14 protein-coding genes and 1 pseudogene are annotated in these 17,708 nt (G+C 65.2%); 11 read left to right on the top strand and 4 right to left on the bottom strand.

What is annotated here, in order from left to right; genetic code table 11:
- Positions 1 to 52: 52 nt before the first annotated feature.
- Positions 53 to 5,515, bottom strand: coding sequence for an ATP-binding protein (locus ACZ60G_RS10725; RefSeq protein WP_465809231.1), 5,463 nt, complete (start codon positions 5,513 to 5,515; stop codon positions 53 to 55).
- Positions 5,516 to 5,854: 339 nt separating this feature from the next.
- Here ACZ60G_RS10725 and ACZ60G_RS10720 point away from each other — a divergent pair, with 339 nt between their 5' ends.
- Positions 5,855 to 6,226 (top strand): hypothetical protein, encoded by a 372-nt coding sequence (locus ACZ60G_RS10720; RefSeq protein ID WP_465809229.1) that lies wholly within the window; start codon positions 5,855 to 5,857, stop codon positions 6,224 to 6,226.
- A gap of 72 nt (positions 6,227 to 6,298) precedes the next feature.
- On the opposite strand, the gene ACZ60G_RS10715 is transcribed toward ACZ60G_RS10720, so the two are convergent.
- The 3 genes and pseudogenes from ACZ60G_RS10715 to ACZ60G_RS10705 form a co-directional block, all read right to left on the bottom strand.
- On the bottom strand, positions 6,299 to 7,420 hold the full coding sequence (locus tag ACZ60G_RS10715; protein ID WP_465809227.1) for a hypothetical protein: 1,122 nt from the start codon (positions 7,418 to 7,420) through the stop codon (positions 6,299 to 6,301).
- Positions 7,421 to 7,760: 340 nt separating this feature from the next.
- Positions 7,761 to 8,387 (bottom strand): hypothetical protein, encoded by a 627-nt coding sequence (locus ACZ60G_RS10710; protein ID WP_465809225.1) that lies wholly within the window; start codon positions 8,385 to 8,387, stop codon positions 7,761 to 7,763.
- Between the two features lie 103 nt (positions 8,388 to 8,490).
- Positions 8,491 to 8,913, bottom strand: a pseudogene (locus tag ACZ60G_RS10705) (LLM class flavin-dependent oxidoreductase); the annotation flags it as partial.
- A gap of 140 nt (positions 8,914 to 9,053) precedes the next feature.
- Between ACZ60G_RS10705 and ACZ60G_RS10700 the strand changes: the two are divergent.
- From ACZ60G_RS10700 to ACZ60G_RS10655, 10 genes are all read left to right on the top strand, one after another.
- Positions 9,054 to 9,242, top strand: a complete 189-nt coding sequence (locus tag ACZ60G_RS10700) for a hypothetical protein (RefSeq protein ID WP_465809224.1) — start codon at positions 9,054 to 9,056, stop codon at positions 9,240 to 9,242.
- Positions 9,243 to 9,260: 18 nt separating this feature from the next.
- On the top strand, positions 9,261 to 9,797 hold the full coding sequence (locus ACZ60G_RS10695) for a VOC family protein (RefSeq protein WP_465809222.1): 537 nt from the start codon (positions 9,261 to 9,263) through the stop codon (positions 9,795 to 9,797).
- 342 nt (positions 9,798 to 10,139) lie between these two features.
- On the top strand, positions 10,140 to 11,711 hold the full coding sequence (locus ACZ60G_RS10690; protein WP_465809221.1) for an LVIVD repeat-containing protein: 1,572 nt from the start codon (positions 10,140 to 10,142) through the stop codon (positions 11,709 to 11,711).
- Positions 11,708 to 12,352 (top strand): DUF305 domain-containing protein, encoded by a 645-nt coding sequence (locus tag ACZ60G_RS10685; protein WP_465809219.1) that lies wholly within the window; start codon positions 11,708 to 11,710, stop codon positions 12,350 to 12,352. The genes ACZ60G_RS10690 and ACZ60G_RS10685 overlap by 4 nt, the downstream gene beginning before the upstream one ends.
- 139 nt (positions 12,353 to 12,491) lie before the next feature.
- Positions 12,492 to 13,235 (top strand): hypothetical protein, encoded by a 744-nt coding sequence (locus tag ACZ60G_RS10680; RefSeq protein WP_465809217.1) that lies wholly within the window; start codon positions 12,492 to 12,494, stop codon positions 13,233 to 13,235.
- Positions 13,232 to 13,981 (top strand): hypothetical protein, encoded by a 750-nt coding sequence (locus ACZ60G_RS10675; RefSeq protein WP_465809216.1) that lies wholly within the window; start codon positions 13,232 to 13,234, stop codon positions 13,979 to 13,981. The genes ACZ60G_RS10680 and ACZ60G_RS10675 overlap by 4 nt, the downstream gene beginning before the upstream one ends.
- 30 nt (positions 13,982 to 14,011) lie before the next feature.
- Positions 14,012 to 14,620, top strand: coding sequence for a cytochrome c oxidase subunit 3 (locus ACZ60G_RS10670; RefSeq protein ID WP_465809214.1), 609 nt, complete (start codon positions 14,012 to 14,014; stop codon positions 14,618 to 14,620).
- A 4-nt stretch (positions 14,621 to 14,624) separates the two neighbouring features.
- On the top strand, positions 14,625 to 14,900 hold the full coding sequence (locus ACZ60G_RS10665) for a cytochrome C oxidase subunit IV family protein (RefSeq protein ID WP_465809212.1): 276 nt from the start codon (positions 14,625 to 14,627) through the stop codon (positions 14,898 to 14,900).
- Positions 14,901 to 15,170: 270 nt separating this feature from the next.
- A complete protein-coding gene (locus ACZ60G_RS10660; protein WP_465809210.1) occupies positions 15,171 to 16,118 on the top strand; it encodes a DUF4344 domain-containing metallopeptidase in 948 nt (315 codons plus the stop codon).
- A gap of 361 nt (positions 16,119 to 16,479) precedes the next feature.
- Complete coding sequence (locus ACZ60G_RS10655; protein WP_465809208.1) at positions 16,480 to 17,457, top strand: DUF4344 domain-containing metallopeptidase; 978 nt, start codon at positions 16,480 to 16,482, stop codon at positions 17,455 to 17,457.
- Positions 17,458 to 17,708 lie beyond the last annotated feature (251 nt).

Raw genomic sequence — 17,708 nt, 5'->3', positions numbered from 1 at the left:
CTCGGGAGCGATATCGTCCCCGAGTCGGCCGACTGTTTCAGCAATCAGATGGTCAGCCGGGCAGACCCGCCTCGATGGCTTCGATGATGCGGGGGCGCAGTTCGGCGGCACGAATGATGGCGTCGACCGAACCGACCTCGACGGCGCGCTGAATGTTGTGCACGCGGTCGAATTCCGCCGCGACCTCGCCGAGTTTCTCCGTGCGAACCGACGACCGGACCTCGTCGCGTTCCGCCGTCAGAGCCGCACGGTCGGCCCCGAGCGCGTTCGCGGCACGTGCCTCGAGATCCCGCACGCGCTGATCGGCCGCCGTACGGGCATCGACCTCACCGGAGAACACCACCGCGGCCGCCGGAGCGCCGCCGAGCACCGAGGCGAACGAGCCTTCCAGCGCGAGCACGGTCATACTCGGGTTGAGCAGCTTCGAGAACACCACGAACGCGCCGCCGTGATAGCGCGAGATCACGCAGAACACGATGGGGCCCTGGAAGTTCACGATCGCACGGCCGATCTCGGCACCGTACTCGAGCTGCAACTTCCGCATCGATTCCGGCGAGCCGTCGAAGCCCGACAGGTTCGCCAGCACCACAAGCGGCCGATTGCCGCTGGCCCCGTTGATCGCCCGCGCGGCCTTCTTCGAGGACTGCGGGAACAACGTGCCCGCCGTGTAGGTGTCCGGGCCGTCGGTGGACGGGTAGCCGCGGCGCGGCACTCCCCTGGACTCGATGCCGAGCAGGCACACCGGAATACCGCCGAGCCGCGCATCCTGCACCACGGCCGTCTCGGCGTCGGCCATCCCGGCCCAGCGTTCCAGCACCGGGTGGTCCTGATCGGCCACCGCCCGCATCACGGTCCGGATGTCGAACGGCTTCTTGCGGTCCGGGTTCGCGGTGGCGGAGAAGATCTCGCCGACCGTGGTGAAGTCGCTGCCCGCCACCACATGCGGGAAATCGGAGACGTCGCGATCGATGGGGTCGCTGGTCTGCGACCGCCGCGGCGACTGCTCGCCGGGCGCCACATAGGTGTGGTCGTAGTGCGACATCAGCACATCCCGCGCTGCGTGCAGGTTCGGCGCCCAGTACTGCGCCTGCCCGTTCGGGCCCATCACCCGGTCGTAGCCGCCGATGCCGAAGTTGTCCTCGGCCGACACACCACCGGAGAAGTCGAGCGCCTGCTTGCCGGTGAGCACCATCGCCGAGTCCGGCGTCATCACCAGGATGCCCTTGGTGTGCATGAGCATCGTGGCTTCGGCGTTCCAGTACGGCTGCGCGCCGACGTTGATGCCCGAGACCACGATGTTGATCTCGCCGCCGTCCTGGGTGAATTCGACGATCCGCTTGAGCGCCGCCGCCACCCAGTCCATGTTCTCGGTGCCGGACTGCATCGAGATCCGGGCGCCGGAGGACAGCGCGTACCACTCCAGCGGCACCTGCATCTGTTCGGCCAGGTCCATCGCGGCGATCACGCGACGGCACTCCGGTTCCGAGAGCGCGCCGAGCGATTTCGTCGGATCACCGAGCAGCACCACCCTGGTGATGCCGTCCGGATACTGCTCGGTCGGCGTGGTGACCACACCCGCGACGATCGCGGCTTTGTTGCGCCCCTTGGGCCGGTCGACCGGCACGAGCGTGTGATCGGCGTCGAGGTCGTACTCGGCGAACTCACCGAGCAGACCGGTCAGTTCGTACGGGTACACGGTGTTGCGGCTGCTGGCCCGCAGCACCTTCTGCCGGTACTCGTCGATCGGCTCGACCACCTCGTCGGACCGCTCGCCGATGGTCACCTCGGTACCGCCGGTGCCGTCGAAGGAGATTCGCACGGCGACCTTGATCAACTCACCGGACTTCCGGTCCTGGTGCCGTGCGATGAGCAGGATCTCCTCCAGCCCGGCACCCGCGGTCGTCGGCCGCACCCGGTCGATGATCGTCTCCAACTCGGCGCGGGTCATCTCGACCGGTGGCCAGATGTACATCACGATGCGGTTGGTGTGGAACCGTTTGGCCGACGGCCGCTGCGACTGCGCCCGGCGGATCGAGTCGAGGCAGGTGGCGATGGTGCTCTCGGCCGTCGGCAGCGCCAGCAGCCGGCCGTCGTGCTCGCGCAGCGCGGTCAGGTCACGCACCTGAGCGAATGCGACGAGACGCTCGTCGGACGCGTTGTCCTTCGCGATGCACCGGAACAGGTAGATCTCCTCGTCCGAGGACGGGAGCCGGGTGAGGTCGAACTTGCGCAGCCGCTTCATCTGCATCCGCTCCGCAATGTACGGATGCAGGCCGCGGATCAACCGCTCCTCGGCCATGCCGGTCGCGGACGGGCGGAAGGTGAAGTGGTGGTGCATCACCGCACCGCCGCTGCCCGCGACGGTAGCGGTGATCCGGTGGATCTGGTTCGGCAACGGCCGAGCACCGAGCACTTCCTGCAGTGCTGCGGCCATCGCGTCGAAGTCCTCCGGCTGCTTTTCCCAGCTCAGGTAGATGTCGACCTCGATGGACGCGGCCACGGTCGCCAGTTCGGTGAGACCGCGCAGCACGGTGTCGAGCGCGTCGAAACTCACCGCCGCCGACACCAGGCTCAGGCCCCGGCGCTCGGCGATCACGAAGGTGCACCCGCCTGCCTCGCGGGTGTGCACACCGGCCAGACCTTTGTTGCCGTAGTACCGGCGGGTCAGCACCTCGAGCATGGCGGTGTTGTCGGCACTGCCGCGCACCAACCGCTGACCGAGCAGCCGCACCAGTGGCTCGGTGCTGCGTACCATCTCGGAAATGCGCTCGGCGCGATCGGGCGTTTCCGGGTACGCGTCGAGGTGGCTCAGCTGTTTACGAACATTGGTGTAGACGCGGGCGCGGTTGCGCCGCAACAGCGGCTGGCCGAACCAGGAGTAGACCAGACCGCGGGTGAGGTCGGAGATCACCGGGAAGCGCACCTGCGTCGCGGCCACCAGCCGTTCCAGCGCCAGACCGACCGGCTCGCGCAGCGCGCGGTCCGGCACCGGCTCGCCCAGCCACTCGCGCAGCAAGGTGGTGATGACCGTGACGGTGTCGGACGGGCGTTGCTGGGCGAGGAAGATCCGGAAGACGGCGGCTTCGAGCTCCGGGGAACGATCCAGTTCGGTTACGCCGTAATGCCCGAGCGCCTTGGCAAGCTTGGCCTGGTACGACTCCGGCAACCCGGCCCGCTCGACATCGAGACTCTGCAGGTAGGTGTGGAAGTACTCGCGGGCGCTGTGCACGTGGCCCTGGACGCCGTCCTCGTCCCACGACCGGTTGTGGCTCAGTTCGGACAGGTCGGAGAACACCTGCACGAGTTCGATCTCGTCGGCGAGGGGCCTGCGGTTGTCCGCGATGGCCGCCCGGCGCACGGCAAGGTAGTGGTCGAGCACGCGGCGCTCGTTATGCGGGTCGACGTCGAAGCCGAGCAGCAAGCTACGCAGGTCCTGCAGGCTGCGGGCGATACCCTCGTGCGGCCGGTCCGCTGCGGGCTCGTCGGGCAGGTCCAGTTCGACCGACGCGACCTCCTCGGCGTCCGCGGCCTCGTCGTCCTCGACGAGCGGCTCCAGCCGCAGCAGCGGCGCGCCGGTCTCGACCTGGGTGCCGACGGTAACAGCGCATTCCTTCAACCGAGCCCGGAACGGCGCGCGCAGCACCGTTTCCATCTTCATGCTCTCGAGTACCAGCACCGGCGCGCCCGCCTCGACCTCGGCACCGACCTCCAGCGGCGTGGCGACGACCAGCGCCGGGGCGGGTGAGCGGACGACGCCACCCTCGTCACGGCTGATCCGATGCGTCACACCGTCGACGTCGACCAGGTGGATCGTCCCGTGCGTGCCGGTGATCACGCGGTGCCGGGTGCCGTTGACGACGATCTGCCCGGTGTGGCGATCGAAACGCTCGAGATCCACGTCGGCGGCACGCATTTCGCCGCCCGCCTCGATGCCGATCCGGAACCGATGCGCACCGATCCGTGCCACGCGCACCCGGTAGCCGACACCGCGCAACTTGAGGTCGTGCGGCCGGCCGCTCTCGTGCTGCACCTGGGGACGACCGCCGGCCGCGGTGGACAGCAGCCGGTGCCGCTCGACCCGCTCGTCCTCTTCATAGGCATCGATGGCGGCGACGGCCACCGCGATCGCGGAGTGGCGATGCGATACCAGGCGCCCCTCGGCGCGAACACGGTCGATCCAGCCGGTGTCGGCGCTGGCGTCGATCACCTCGGGTTGGTTCAGCAGATCGAGCACGAAGCTCTTGTTCGTCGCGCCGCCCTCGATGACGACCCGGGTCTGCGCCACTGCCCGGCGCAGCCGGCCCAGCGCTTCGTCGCGGTCCCGACCATAGGCGATGATCTTGGCGATCATCGAGTCGAAGTCGGCGGGAATCGTGTCGCCCTCGCTGACACCGGTGTCGACTCGAATGCCCGGCCCGGCGGGCAGATCCAGCCGGGCGATGCGGCCCGGCGCGGGCGCGAAGTCGCGGTCCGGATCCTCGGCGTTGAGCCGGGCCTCGATCGCGTGCCCGCGCTCGGCCGGAGGTTCGCCTGCCAGCTTGCCGCCCGATGCCACCAGCAGCTGGGCCCGAACCAGGTCGAAACCGGTGGTGTACTCGGTGATCGGGTGTTCGACCTGCAGGCGGGTATTGACCTCGAGGAATGCGAACAGCTCGTCACCCGGGTGGTACAGGAACTCGACGGTCGCGGCGCCGCGATACTCGACCGCGATCGCCAACCGCTCGGCCGACGCCTTGAGCTCGGCCGCCTGCTCAGGGCTCAGCACCGGAGACGCCGACTCCTCGATGACCTTCTGATTGCGCCGCTGCACCGAGCAGTCGCGGACGCCGAGCGCCCACGCGGTGCCCTGGCCGTCGGCGATCACCTGGACCTCGACATGCCGGGCGCCGGTCACCAGCCGTTCCAGGAAGACCACGCCGCTGCCGAACGCACGCGCGGCTTCCTGACGGGTGCGCTCGTAGGCATCGACGAGTTCGGCCTCGTTCGTGATGACCCGGATACCCCGGCCGCCACCACCGGCGGTCGCCTTCAGCATCAGCGGGTAGCCGATCTCGGCGGCGGCCGCGAGGGCGGCGTCCACGGTCTCGACGGCACCGCGGCTCCACGGCGCGACCGGCACGCCGACTTCCTCGGCGATCAGCTTCGCACCGATCTTGTCACCGAGCTTGCGCATGGCCTCCGGACTGGGGCCGATGAAGGTGACGCCGATCTCCTCGCACAGCTCGGCGAATGCCGGATCCTCGGCGACGAAACCCCAACCGACCCAGGCGGCGTCGGCCTTGGTCGTCACCAGAGCGAGCTCGAGCGCCTTGAGATCCAGATACGGGCGCGCGGACGCCGGACCGAGGTCATAGGCGATATCGGCCTCGCGCACGAATGTCGCGTTCCGGTCGACATCGGTGTGTAAAGCGACGGTTTCGATCGGTCGCCCGGTCTCCGCGGCCAGATCTCGGACGGCATGGATGAGGCGCATAGCGGCCTCTCCCCGGTTCACGATGGCGATGCGGCTGAACACGCGCCAACTCCTTCCACTCCACAGCACTGGCCCGGTCGGGCGACGGTTTGCGACTGCCGGTCCGGCGTAGTTTGCACTCCTACTGCGCCCAAGTACACAGCGTCAGGTGGTTACCCGCGCGTATCGCGAGAAATTCCTCATTTATGTCTATGACACTAGTGCCGGAATTCCTCGGTCGGCAGGATTCCAGTACCGTACCCGTGATCGAGTCGTAGCCGAGTCGCGTATCGATCAAAGCAATCAATCGAGAGGCAGCGTCGATTCGCGCCCGACCATCGTCAGATGCGTTGACCTGCAACCTTTCTCTCGGATTCGAGCGCAGTGTGGGAGGTGATCTGTGTGGCCGACATTCTCGATGTACTGCACGCGCGCTGCGCCGAGGTCGCGGGCGAGGCGATCCTTTCCGGCGAGGAGCACCCGACCCTCACCCTGACCACACGTGAGGTGGCCGACCTGCTCAACCATATGGCCGACCTGCGACGCCGCTACCACGACATCGACCTCGCCTACCGCGAACTCGACCATCGCTTCTCCGTGCTCCGCCGAGCGACCGGCGATGCCACGGCGTCATTGGATCGGATCCGTGCCACGCTGGCGCAGCGGACTGCGCACCCGGAAGCGCTTACGCGCCAGGCCCGCACGATCGCCCGTTTCGCTGCCGAGAACCTCCACGCCGCGACCATGGACCCCGAGACGACGTCGGGCCCGTGATGCGGTTATCGGGCGCGCGGTAGCACCGATCCGAGTCCGGCGACGGTGAACGACTGCGTGGTGACCGTGACGTCACTGTCGGTGAACCGACGTCCGCCCAGCTGCTCGGTGATCAAATGTTGTGAGCGGTTCGGGTTGGTCCGCAAGGCTGTTCATAATTTCGGACGGCACCTCCACGGTGCCGTCGAGGTGCCGCGGCTGATCGCTGATCCCACGCTGCTGCGGCAGCTGGCGTAGTCCGTCGACGGTGTGCAGGATCAGGTCGAGCTGGACATCGCCGCCGAAATCGAGCCGCAGGGGCGTGGGTGTCACCGCGATATCGAAGGAATCGATCGTGGCCGTCCAACCCCGGTCCGAACGCCCCGCGTAGGAAAAGGGCGACGGTGCTGCCAGGGTGTCGAGGGTGCGATCGACGGCGGTGTTCTCGAGCAACCGTCCGGCAAGGGGCTCGCCGGTGGGGATGAAGGACCACTGCTCGGAGGTGAGCTGTTTTGTCCAGTAACCGGTTCGGCCGTTGTCACGGCCTTCGATGCGTAGTTCGCGGGCGTCCGATCCGGGGCCGGTCTTGTGGATGGAGACCCGGTCGGTGATCTCGCCGGGGACCTTCGGCTGGCGCAACCAGTCGGGCGCGGGCAGTTGGATGGCGGCGTATCCCGGGTTCGCCCGTTCCGAGAGCAGGTCGGGGGCTTCCGGCAGGATGCTTTGATCTTCGTACGAATAGCGGAAGAACACCTTGTCCGCGCCGGAGATATCGAAGTCGTACAGGCGGGTGTACAGGTCGCCGAAACGGTTGACGATCAGCGTTGCCGACGCGCTGGTGGACAGCGCGACCGCCTGGAAGCGCCCGCCGTGCGGGGTAGCCATCTCGTAGCTGTGATCGACAGGAAGCCACGGGTCGATGTAGCGGATCCGGCTGCCGCCGTCGGTCAGCGCGAATACGTGCGAGACCTTCGCGCCGCCGACCGGATGATTGTTGCCCGCGGTGTCGCGCCAGGTGTGGTCTTCGTTCGGGGAGAGCACCGACCAGGTCCAGGCGAGCGTGTCGGCGGGCAGGTCGTTGCCGGGGCCGGTCCACAGCGGGGCGCCGTAACGGCTGCTCCAGTTCCAGTCTCGCGGTGCGCTCAGCGCTTGGTCCATGGTGAAGAATCGGCGGTCGCGGTCGATTGCCAGCACCTCGTCGTCGTCCGCCGACACGCCGGCGATACGGCCCTCCATGCAGCCCGGGAGTCGGAGCAGGCGCGCCAATCACCCTGTGCTGCAGCATCTTTCACGAACATGCGTCCGTCGCGGACGGCGAAGGACCAGCGGCGATTGAACGATTCGGCGGTGGTGCGCAGATACACCCGCGCGGGCAGTGCGATGTCGGCCGGCGGTAGCCCTTCCAGGCCCGCGCTGGACTGGTCGCTTCCGATCTCGGGAGTTCCCACGGTGCCGAGCAAGGCGCACGGCGTGTATTCGGCGGTTGCGGAATACGTGGTGAGCGCGGTGAATACGAGCGTCAGCGCGGTGGGGAGCGCGAATCGAACGAAGGTTTTCACAACCATCCCAGCGAGCCGAAGACAATGAGCGCCACCGCGTCGACTCCGAGAATCGCGCCGACGACTACGGCCTTCGCGCGCACCGTGGGCAGATCGTGCACCCAGAAGCAGGCCGCGAAGAACGGCACGTAGCCGATCAGCCAGATCAGCGGCGGGAAGCCCGCCTGCCACCAGGACCAGTCCCAGGTCAGCACGCCGATCCTGTTGAGCACGATCTCGACGCCAACGGCCAGCACCGCGTTCACCGCCACCAGCACCGGCCGGTTGGGTAGCCCGAATACGCGTATCTCGCGCGGCGGCAACAGCTTCGCGGCCGCGACGCCCATGATCGCGAACATGAAGCAGATCTCGATATTGAGTCCGATCAGGATCTGATAGGCGGTCGGCCCCGTCGCGCCCCACACCGGCGCACGATCGGTGACGTGGAAGACCACGGCATTCCAGATCTCGTTGAACCAGTCCATCCCCCACAGCGCCAGCCCACCGAACAGCACATTCCAGTTCCGGCGCTCCACCTCGGTGGCATACACGTAGAGCACGATCAGCAGTAGCGGGATTACATACCATTTGAACTGGCTCGAATCACGAACCAGCTCCAGCGCCGCACGGGCGTTATCGGTCACTGGCCAGCCTCTCTTCCGATGACCGCAAACCCCGAGAGTTTGTTACATCGCTACACTCATTGTCAATCTGTCATGGTGCGAGCGTCGAGATGGAGCTAGGCCCTCAGGCGAGGTACCGGTGGGCGACTTCGGTGATTTCATCGAGGGCGCGCAGCGTTTCCGGTTCCGGGAGGGTCGGCACGCTGAACACCAAGCGCTGCACCCCGGCCGCGGCGTAGCCGTCGATCAGGGCTGGATCGACCGCGGCGAACGCGACTGTGACAGGCAGGTCGTATCCGTCGAGCCGGGCTAGTTGGGCCGGTATCGCGGCAGGATCGGCCACCGCGGCGGGAAGCCAGCCGACGCGGTGGCGGATCGCGCGTTCGGCCGCCGCTTCCGCGCCACCGATGAAGATCGGAGGGTGTGGGGTTTGCACGGGTTTCGGCCAAGCGTACATCGGATCGAAATCGATGAAGCGGCCGTGATATTCGGCGACGTCCTCGGTCCAGATCGCCCGGATGGCGTCGAGTTGCTCGTCGAGCAGCGCGCCGCGGGTATGTGAAGGTCAATCCGAGGCATTGTGAGGTGGAGCACCCTTTGCGTGCGGACCGGCGTCTCGGACTTTCGATCGCCAACGAGTGCGCGAGGCGATCGGGCCGTGCCGGGTCGTAGACTGGCATGTCGCCTATGCCGCTTTCCGACCGCGATCGCCTGTTGCTCGAGCACATCGATGTCGCCACGATGGTAGGCGAGCGCTCGGAAATCGCTGCGGCAGTAGCGAACCTGGACGCGGCGGGATACCGCGAAGTCGTGTACATGCCGACCGGTCCCGATGTAGTCCGCGAACTGCGGGCCTTCGCATCGGTCGAGCACTGAGGAAACGGAGTAACTTTCGTGCCGGTCCAGCGCCTGAACCATGCCGTCCTGTTCGTCTCCGATGTGGAGCGCTCAGCGGCGTTCTACCGCGACGTCCTCGGCTTCCGACAGATCGGCGCAATTCCGGGCGGGGTCTTCCTGCAGGCGGCCGGTTCGGCCAACGACCACGACCTGGGTTTGTTCCGAGCCACCGAACCGGCCGCTACGCATCGCACCGGACGAGTCGGGCTGTACCACCTGGCCTGGGAGGTGGACACGCTGCGCGAATTGGGGCGGGTCAAGGATGCACTGCGGGCGGCGGACGCCCTGACCGGAGCATCGAATCATGCGGTCACCAAGTCGCTGTACGGAGCCGACCCCGACGGCATCGAGTTCGAGGTGTGCTGGTTGGTGCCGGATGCCGCGATCGAACAGGAGTTGCGAGGTATGACTGCGCCGACCATGCCGCTCGATCTCTCGTCGGAGATCACCCGATACGGCGCCGATACGCCCGGCGGCCAGCGTACGGATCATACGGTCTGGCAGCGTTTCCACGCAGGTGAGACCGCCGACTAGCCAGCGCTTCGAACGCAGGCAGTGCATCGGCATAGAACGTCTCAGCGTCTTCGGCCTGCCACGGGTCGAATTCGCCGACCCGGCAGCGGACTGGGCGTCCACAACATATGACCCGTCGCGAAATCCGGGGGTATGGGCAGCACGGTCTTGACTCCGGTGGGTGCCTCGCGCACACTACCGGGTAGTAACCGGACAGCACAGTCCGGATTGTGAGATCGCACAGCCGCCACCATGGCAGTCGCATCTGAATGGATTTCCGCAGCCGCCGATCGACGGACCACCAGCCCCGCGGCCGACCGGAACGACCGACACGAAAGGCAACCCTCTTCCCCGAGGGCCACCATGACATCATCGTTGCTCCCCCTGGCTCGGCGTTCCCTGGTGACAGTCGCGGCCACGGCACTACTGCTGCCGACCGGAACCCTTGCCGCCCAACCGCAGTCGGATATAGCCGGCACTGTTCGAGAAATCTCCGGGCTCACCGACATCGCCGTCGCCCGCGCCGAGTGCGGCCCCGGCTCCGACCCGGAATCCGGACACCAGGGCGACGTACCCGCCGCCGACCGGAACAACGGCCGCAGCGCACTCGGCTACCGCTGCAATATGTCCCAGGTCGGCAATTACGCAGGGCGCGGCGGAGGCATCTCCTCGGTCAGCTTCGACCACTGCGTCTATGTCGGTACATTCTTCCCAGGCAATCTGCTGGGGGCCGAACAAGGTGTGCAGGTGCTCGACGTCTCCGATCCCACCGCACCGGTGCTGACCGAAACGTTGAACGAACCGGCAATGCTGGCGGGAACCTGGGAAAGCCTGAAGGTCAACGAGACTCGCAAGCTACTGGTCGGCGCGGGCGCGCCGGTCCTGACCGGTGCGGGCCTGCTTTCGGTCTACGACATCTCCGATTGCGCACACCCCCGGCTGCTGAACCCGGGCACCGGGACCAGTTTGAACATGCCACTGCCGATCACCGCACACGAGGGCGGCTTCTCCCCCGACGGCAACACCTACTGGAGCTCGGGCGTCGCCCCCGGCCTGGTCAGCGCGGTCGATCTCACCGATCCGGCCGATCCGCGCGTCATCTGGCAGAACCTGCCCGGATTATCCATGCACGGCTTCGGATTCAGCCCCGACGGCAACACTATGTATCTCGCCAATAACTTCGGCGGACTCATGGTCCTCGACATCAGCGCTGTCCAGCGCCGCGATCCGAATCCGCAAGTGCGCCAATTGGCCAACATCGCCTGGACCGACGGTTGGGCCACCCAGCACAACATCCCCGTCACATATCGAGGCACACCATATGTCTTCGCCACCGATGAGGCCGGATCCGGCGGCGTGAAGCTGTTCGACGTTTCCGACGCAACGAATCCACGCCTGCGCAACACCATCAAACTCGAGATCGATCTGCCCCAGAACGAGGACATCGCAATGGCTTCGGCCGCGGGCGGCTCGCTGTTCGCCTACGACGCCCACTACTGCGCCGCGGATCGGCCTGCCGATCCCACCGCACTGGCCTGCAGTTGGACCTCCTCCGGCATCCGCGTCTTCGACGTCCGCGACCCGCTCGACATCCGCGAGATCGCCTACTACAACCCGCCCGCACACACCGGACACAACACCGAGCTGACGAACTCCCCGCACGCACTCGCCTCGATCATCGGCCCACCGCTGCTCGCATCCCCGACGGTGGTCCAGACCATATTGCAGGGCCAGTTCGATATGTCCGAGGCCGCCGGTCCGCGCACCGGCATGCTCGCCTTCGGCGATCTCTCCTCGGACTGGTGCTTCTCGGCGCCCGAATGGCGTGGCAACCAATTGTGGACGACCTGTGCCGACAATGGATTCCTTGCGCTGCAACTGGATTCGAGCGTCTACACCCCGCCTGCCGGCCAGCATTCGACCATGGGCTCATGACCCGGCGGACCTGGATCAAGGGTGCCGCGCTGGTCAGCCTGGCCGTGCTGCTGCTGGCGGTCGGCGCGGCCATCCGTCCGCTGGTGATAGCCGATGACAGGCCCGCACCGCCCCTCCTCAGCAGCACCGAGATCGGCTTCGCACAGGATATGGTCGCGCATCACAGCCAGGCACTGGTCATGACGCAGCGACTGGACACCGGAGTCGATCCGACGGTACGGGCACTGGCCCAACAGATTTCGGACGCCCAGCGCACCGAGATCGGAATGTTGCTGGGCTGGCTGCGGTTGGCGCGCGCGGTCACGATCAATCCGCACCCCATGGCCTGGATGCACACCGGCCAAACGAACCTCACCCAGCACCAGCACACGACAAGCACCGCCGCCGCGACCGGCGACCTCATGCCTGGCATGGCGACCCAGGCCGAACTCGACGCACTGGCGGCGACGCGCGGTGCCGACGCGGGAGCGCTGTTCCTGCAACTCATGCAGCGCCACCATGCCGGTGGCATCCAGATGGCCCAGGCGGCCGATCACCAATTGTCCAGCGGCATCGTCAAACAGGCGGCACGCGACATGATCGACACCCAGAGCAGAGAGGTCGGCCTGATGATGCTGTTGACGCAGCGCACCCCGAACTGACCGATCACCGCAGCGCAAATCGTATTATCGAATTTGGAGAATTAAGTTATCCGATCGGCTAGCCTCAGGCACGATCGGCCGGGAGATTCGGGCCGGCTCGGATCGACCAGGTTGCAAGACATTTCGAATCAAGGGCGCTATGCAGACCATCGCTGAACCGGAACGAGCCCCCGCCGCGACCACAGTGACAGCACAGCGGATCGGTCTATGGCTCCTGCCGGGTTTCGGAGCCGTGCTGCTGATTGCGTTCCTGACATTTCCCGGGTTCTTCCCGCCCATGTCACCGGAACTGACCGCCGACCAGGTGGCCGATTTCTACCGGCAGCACACCGCGATGATCCGGTTCAGCATGATCACCTACAACCTCTGCGGGATCATGCTGATCCCGTTCTTCACGGTGATCGTCGTCCAGATGAAGCGCATGGCAACGCCGAGCCAGGTACTCGCCTACAGCTACCTGGCCGCAGTGGTCACCGGCGCGACACTATTCGCGATCGCCGATATCTTCTGGCTCGTCGCGGCGTTCCGCGCCGAACGCGACCCGCAGCTCGTCCAACTGTTGAACGACCTGGCCTGGCTGACATTCACCGCACCGGTCGGCATGCTCGTCGCCGAGGGCGTCTGTCTGGCGCTGGCCATCTACCTCGACCACCAGCCTCGGCCGATCTTCCCGCGATGGGTGGCACATTTCAGCCTGGCCGTCGCCCTCGCGATGACGCCGTCGGCCTGCTCGGTCATCTTCCGCGGCGGCCCGCTGGCCTGGAACGGTGCGGTGTCGTTCTGGCTGCGGATCGTCGCCTTCGGCCTCTACCTCGCCGTGATGTTCTTCGTCGTCCGCGCTGCCGTCGCGCGCCAAGCCGACGAACAGGGAGCCGCGCGATGACCACCGCAGGTACGGCACCGGTCGCCATCGCCCCGAGCAGTACCCGAAACCGCAAGGCCGACCTGTGGATCTGCTGGTGGTCGATACCGATCTTCTACAACGTATTCGGGCTGATCTTCGTCGCGCTCACCCGGGTGATGCCACCACCGCGACCCGATATCACCACCGCGCAGATCGTCGAATTCTTCCAGGACCACTCGCTGACCATACGGATCGGTTTCGCGCTGCTGATGGCGGTCATCGGGTTCACCGGACTGGCCAACGGCCTGATCGCCTACCAGATGAAGCGCATGTCGGTCAGCCCAGTATTCGCCTACGCCTATATCGCCGCACTGGCCGTCGGCGCGATCCCGGGGTGTTTATTCGCCGCATTCGCCTTCCTAGCGGCCACCTTCCGCCCCGACCGCGACCCGCAGCTGGTCGCCATGCTGTACGACCTCGGCCTGCTGTCGTTCGTCGGCTCATTGGGCTGCTTCGCCACCCAATGCATGGTGCTGGCCCTGGCGATCTTCCTCGACCACAACGGCATTTTCCCCAAATGGCTTGCCTACATATCGATTTGGATGATCGTCACCGAAATCCTCGCCGCCCCGGTATGGGTTTTCCGATCGGGCACCCTGGCATGGAACGGCGCCATCAGTTTCTGGCTGGGCACTGCGATATTCGTTGGGTGGGAGATATCCATGATCGCCCTGCTCTACCGGGCGATCAAGAATCAGCCTGCCGATGAACAGGTGCAGGACTGACCGGCTCGATATCGAACAGGACCACACGCCATGACGGATACCGACCGAACCACCGACGACGGGTCCGCCGTCGGCAACCTCGACCGACGGCCCAGCAGACATCTGCCCGGCGACATCGACATGTGGATCTTCGTGCTCGGCGACCTGATCATCTTCGGGATTTATTTCCTCATCTTCCTGGTCGACCGCGACCGGCACCGCGACCTCTTCCTGGAATCCCAGCAGCACCTCAGCCTGAACATCGGATTCGCGAACACGCTGGTGCTGATCACCAGCTCCTGGCTCATCGCACGAGCCGTAATCGCCGGGCGCACCGGCGATCTCGATCGATCACGGCAGCTGGTCATCTCCGGCGGCGCCTGCGGGGTGCTGTTCATCCTGATCAAGGCATACGAATGGACCGTGGAAGTCGGACGGGGAATGACGTTCCCGCACAACGACTTTTTCATGTACTACTACATGCTGACCGGCATCCACGTATTCCACGTCGGGCTCGGGCTCGTATTCCTGGCCGTCGTCTACGCCCAGCTCCGCAACCCGCACCGCCGGATATCGCTGGTCGAGGCCGGAGCCGTCTATTGGCACATGGTGGACCTGCTCTGGCTCATCATCTTCGCCCTCGTATACGTGATGAGGTGACGCGATGAATCCGACAGCCGCCGCACGGATCACCTATGTATGGGCGACCCTGTGCGTGATCACCCTGCTCTCATGGTTGCTGGGCCACACCGACCACACCGCCCGGCCGACCGCCGACACGACGATCACCGTCGCCGTGTTGACCATGGCAGTCATCAAGGGGCGACTCGTCATCCAGTACTTCATGGAAGTACGCACCAGCCCACGGTGGCTGCGCCGTTTCACCGACATCTGGCTGCTCGCATTCTGGGCTGCGGCGCTGGCCATATACCTGTACTGACCACCGAGCCATCGGCGCGGCGTGCGCATCGACTTCCGCGATTCGGTTACGCGGCAGCAATGCACCCGTCGAGATTTGAAGGGCTACCGATGACCTCGACGAACGCCCTCGCTGGATACGACGCCTCAACGATGCGAGGAAATCTCAACCTGCCGAACGGGGGGGCATCGCTACCATCTAGCAATCATCGCGTAGCGGGCGCCCTGCGACTTGGAGAGGCGTATTGCAATGATTCCCAAATGGTGTCGATGGGCCGGGGCGGTGGCCATATTGGCCGCAGCGACCACGGCGTGTTCATCGGATAAAGACAGCCAGCCGGCGTCGCAGGCGACGACAAGCGCCGCAACCACGAGCAAGGTAGCGGACACCGGAAAGTTCGTACCCAAGTACGAGCGGGCGATGGCTTCGGACCTTGCCAAAGAAGGCAAGGCGGTTACTCAAGACAACAAGGTCGTCGAAGAACTTGCCGACGCCTTGGGGTCGATATACAAGCTGCCCAAGGACGTTCCCGTCATCGCCAAGGAATGTGGCGAGTTCAACGCGTTCTGGGACTCGAAGAACCAGTCGTTGACCCTCTGTTACGAGATGTTCGCGGTCGCCGAGAAATATGCGAAGCTGCAGGCCGCGGAACCAATGGAGTACGCGGGAACCACTGACGTCTTCAACCTCTACTTCGACGGCGTAACACGCATGATCACCTTCCACGAGTCCGCACACATGGCGATCAACCTGTACTCACTGCCCGCAACGGGACGCGAGGAAGACTCCGCAGACCAACTCGGCGCCCTACTCCAGCTGAGCACCCCCGGCCCCCTCGGTGCCGCCAGCGTGGCCGCGGCGGCCGACTTCTGGTTCGACATTTCCGACGATCCCGGAAGTCTCGATGCGCGCGCCTTCGCCGACGAACACTCCCTCAGCCAGGTTCGCGCGTACAACCTGCTGTGCTGGGACTACGGCGCTCTACCCAATGCCGTCGGCGTCCTGGTGCTCCCACCAGGTGCGCCGGACCAAAAGGGTCGTCTGCCATATCAGCGCGCCGTCGGCTGTCCCGACGAATACAACAGAACGAAGGCCGCGTGGGAGACCCTTCTGAAGCCCTATATCAAGATCAGCCTGGGCGTTCCGGCCACCGCCACCAACACCCCGACCGCGAGCACGGGCACGAGCACGAGCGCGACGCATTCTCCCACCGCTTCTCCCACCACCCCTACGCGCTAGGTGAGTCGTCCGCGAACCGGTCGAACCACATTCGCCTTCACCACTCGGCTACACGACAGCAATGCCGTTTCCATCTGTCGGCACGACCGAGAATCCGGACCTGTGAGCGACAGCCCAGATAGGCGACATACCATCCACGCCGAAAAGGGGCCTCGAACAGGCGCGATCGCAAGTCGAATTCTCGAAGCCGATGGCACATTTTCGGACACGGCCACGAGTTGCCGGTCGCCCCGGTCAAGGTCGCGATTCAAGGCCATGCCTCGATGATACAAAGCAAACCCAACATGCCGAGCTCACGACCTTGCTACCATCTAGCAATCATCATGTAGCGACGCCCTGCGACTTGGAGAGGCGTATTGCAATGATTCCCAAATGGTGTCGATGGGCCGGGGCGGTGGCCATATTGGCCGCAGCGACCACGGCGTGTTCATCGGATAAAGACAGCCAGCCGGCGTCGCAGGCGACGACAAGCGCCGCAACCACGAGCAAGGTAGCGGACACCGGAAAGTTCGTACCCAAGTACGAGCGGGCGATGGCTTCGGACCTTGCCAAAGAAGGCAAGCAGGCCATTCAAGACAACAAGGTCCTCGAAGAACTTACCGATGCCCTCGGGTCGATGTACAAGCTACCCAAGGACGTTCCCGTCATCGCCAAGGAATGTGGCGAGTTCAACGCGTACTGGGATCCGAAGAACCAGTCGCTGACCCTCTGCTACGAGATGTTCGCGGTCGTCAACAGATATGCGAAGAAGCAGGCTGCGGATCCTGCGAATACGAATTACATGGGAACTACTGATATTTTCAACATCTACTTCGACGGCGTGACTCGCATGATCACCTTCCACGAGTCCGCACACATGGCGATCAACCTGTACTCACTGCCCGCGACGGGACGCGAGGAAGACTCCGCGGACCAACTCGGCGCCTTGGTCCTATTGACCATCCCCGGATCCGTCGGTGCCACTAGCGTGGCCGCGGCGTCCGACTTCTGGTTCGACATTTCCGACGATCCGGCAAGTCTCGATGCGAGCTCGTTCGCCGACGAACACTCACTCAGCCAGGTACGCGCCTACAACCTCCTGTGCTGGGACTACGGTGCCATGCCCAACACGCTCGGCGTACTCGTGAACAAACCGGGTCAGCCAGACCAGAAGGGGGTCTTGCCATATCAGCGCGGCGTCGGCTGTCCCGATGAGTACAACCGAATGAAGGCCGCCTGGGAGACCCTTTTGAAGCCCTATATCAAGACCAGCCTCGGTGTCCCCGCCACAGCCAGCGGTACCCCGAATGCGACTCCTTCTTCCACGACCCAAACGCAATCAACCACCCCTACGCGCTAGGCGAGTCGTCTTCCCGCTGTCTCTACGACAATGGACGCGGTTGACGTCGCAGGCGGCCACGGCGTTCACCTTCGGGGCGAATGCCCGCCTCCAAGGGTGTTGGTTTGTTCCACCTCAGGTGTCTATTTCCTGCCGTCGTATGCCCGGACCATAGATCACGAGCCATTGGTACCGGGAAGTCCAGACGTGGATTGGCCCATCCACAATTCGACGACAGAGACCCATGGAGGGCGAAAATTGTCACAGGAAAA

It is taken from the genome of Nocardia sp. NPDC102475 (assembly GCF_055584605.1).
The sequence above is the reverse complement of the archived record's forward strand: the minus strand, read 5'-3'. Positions and strand labels throughout refer to the sequence as shown.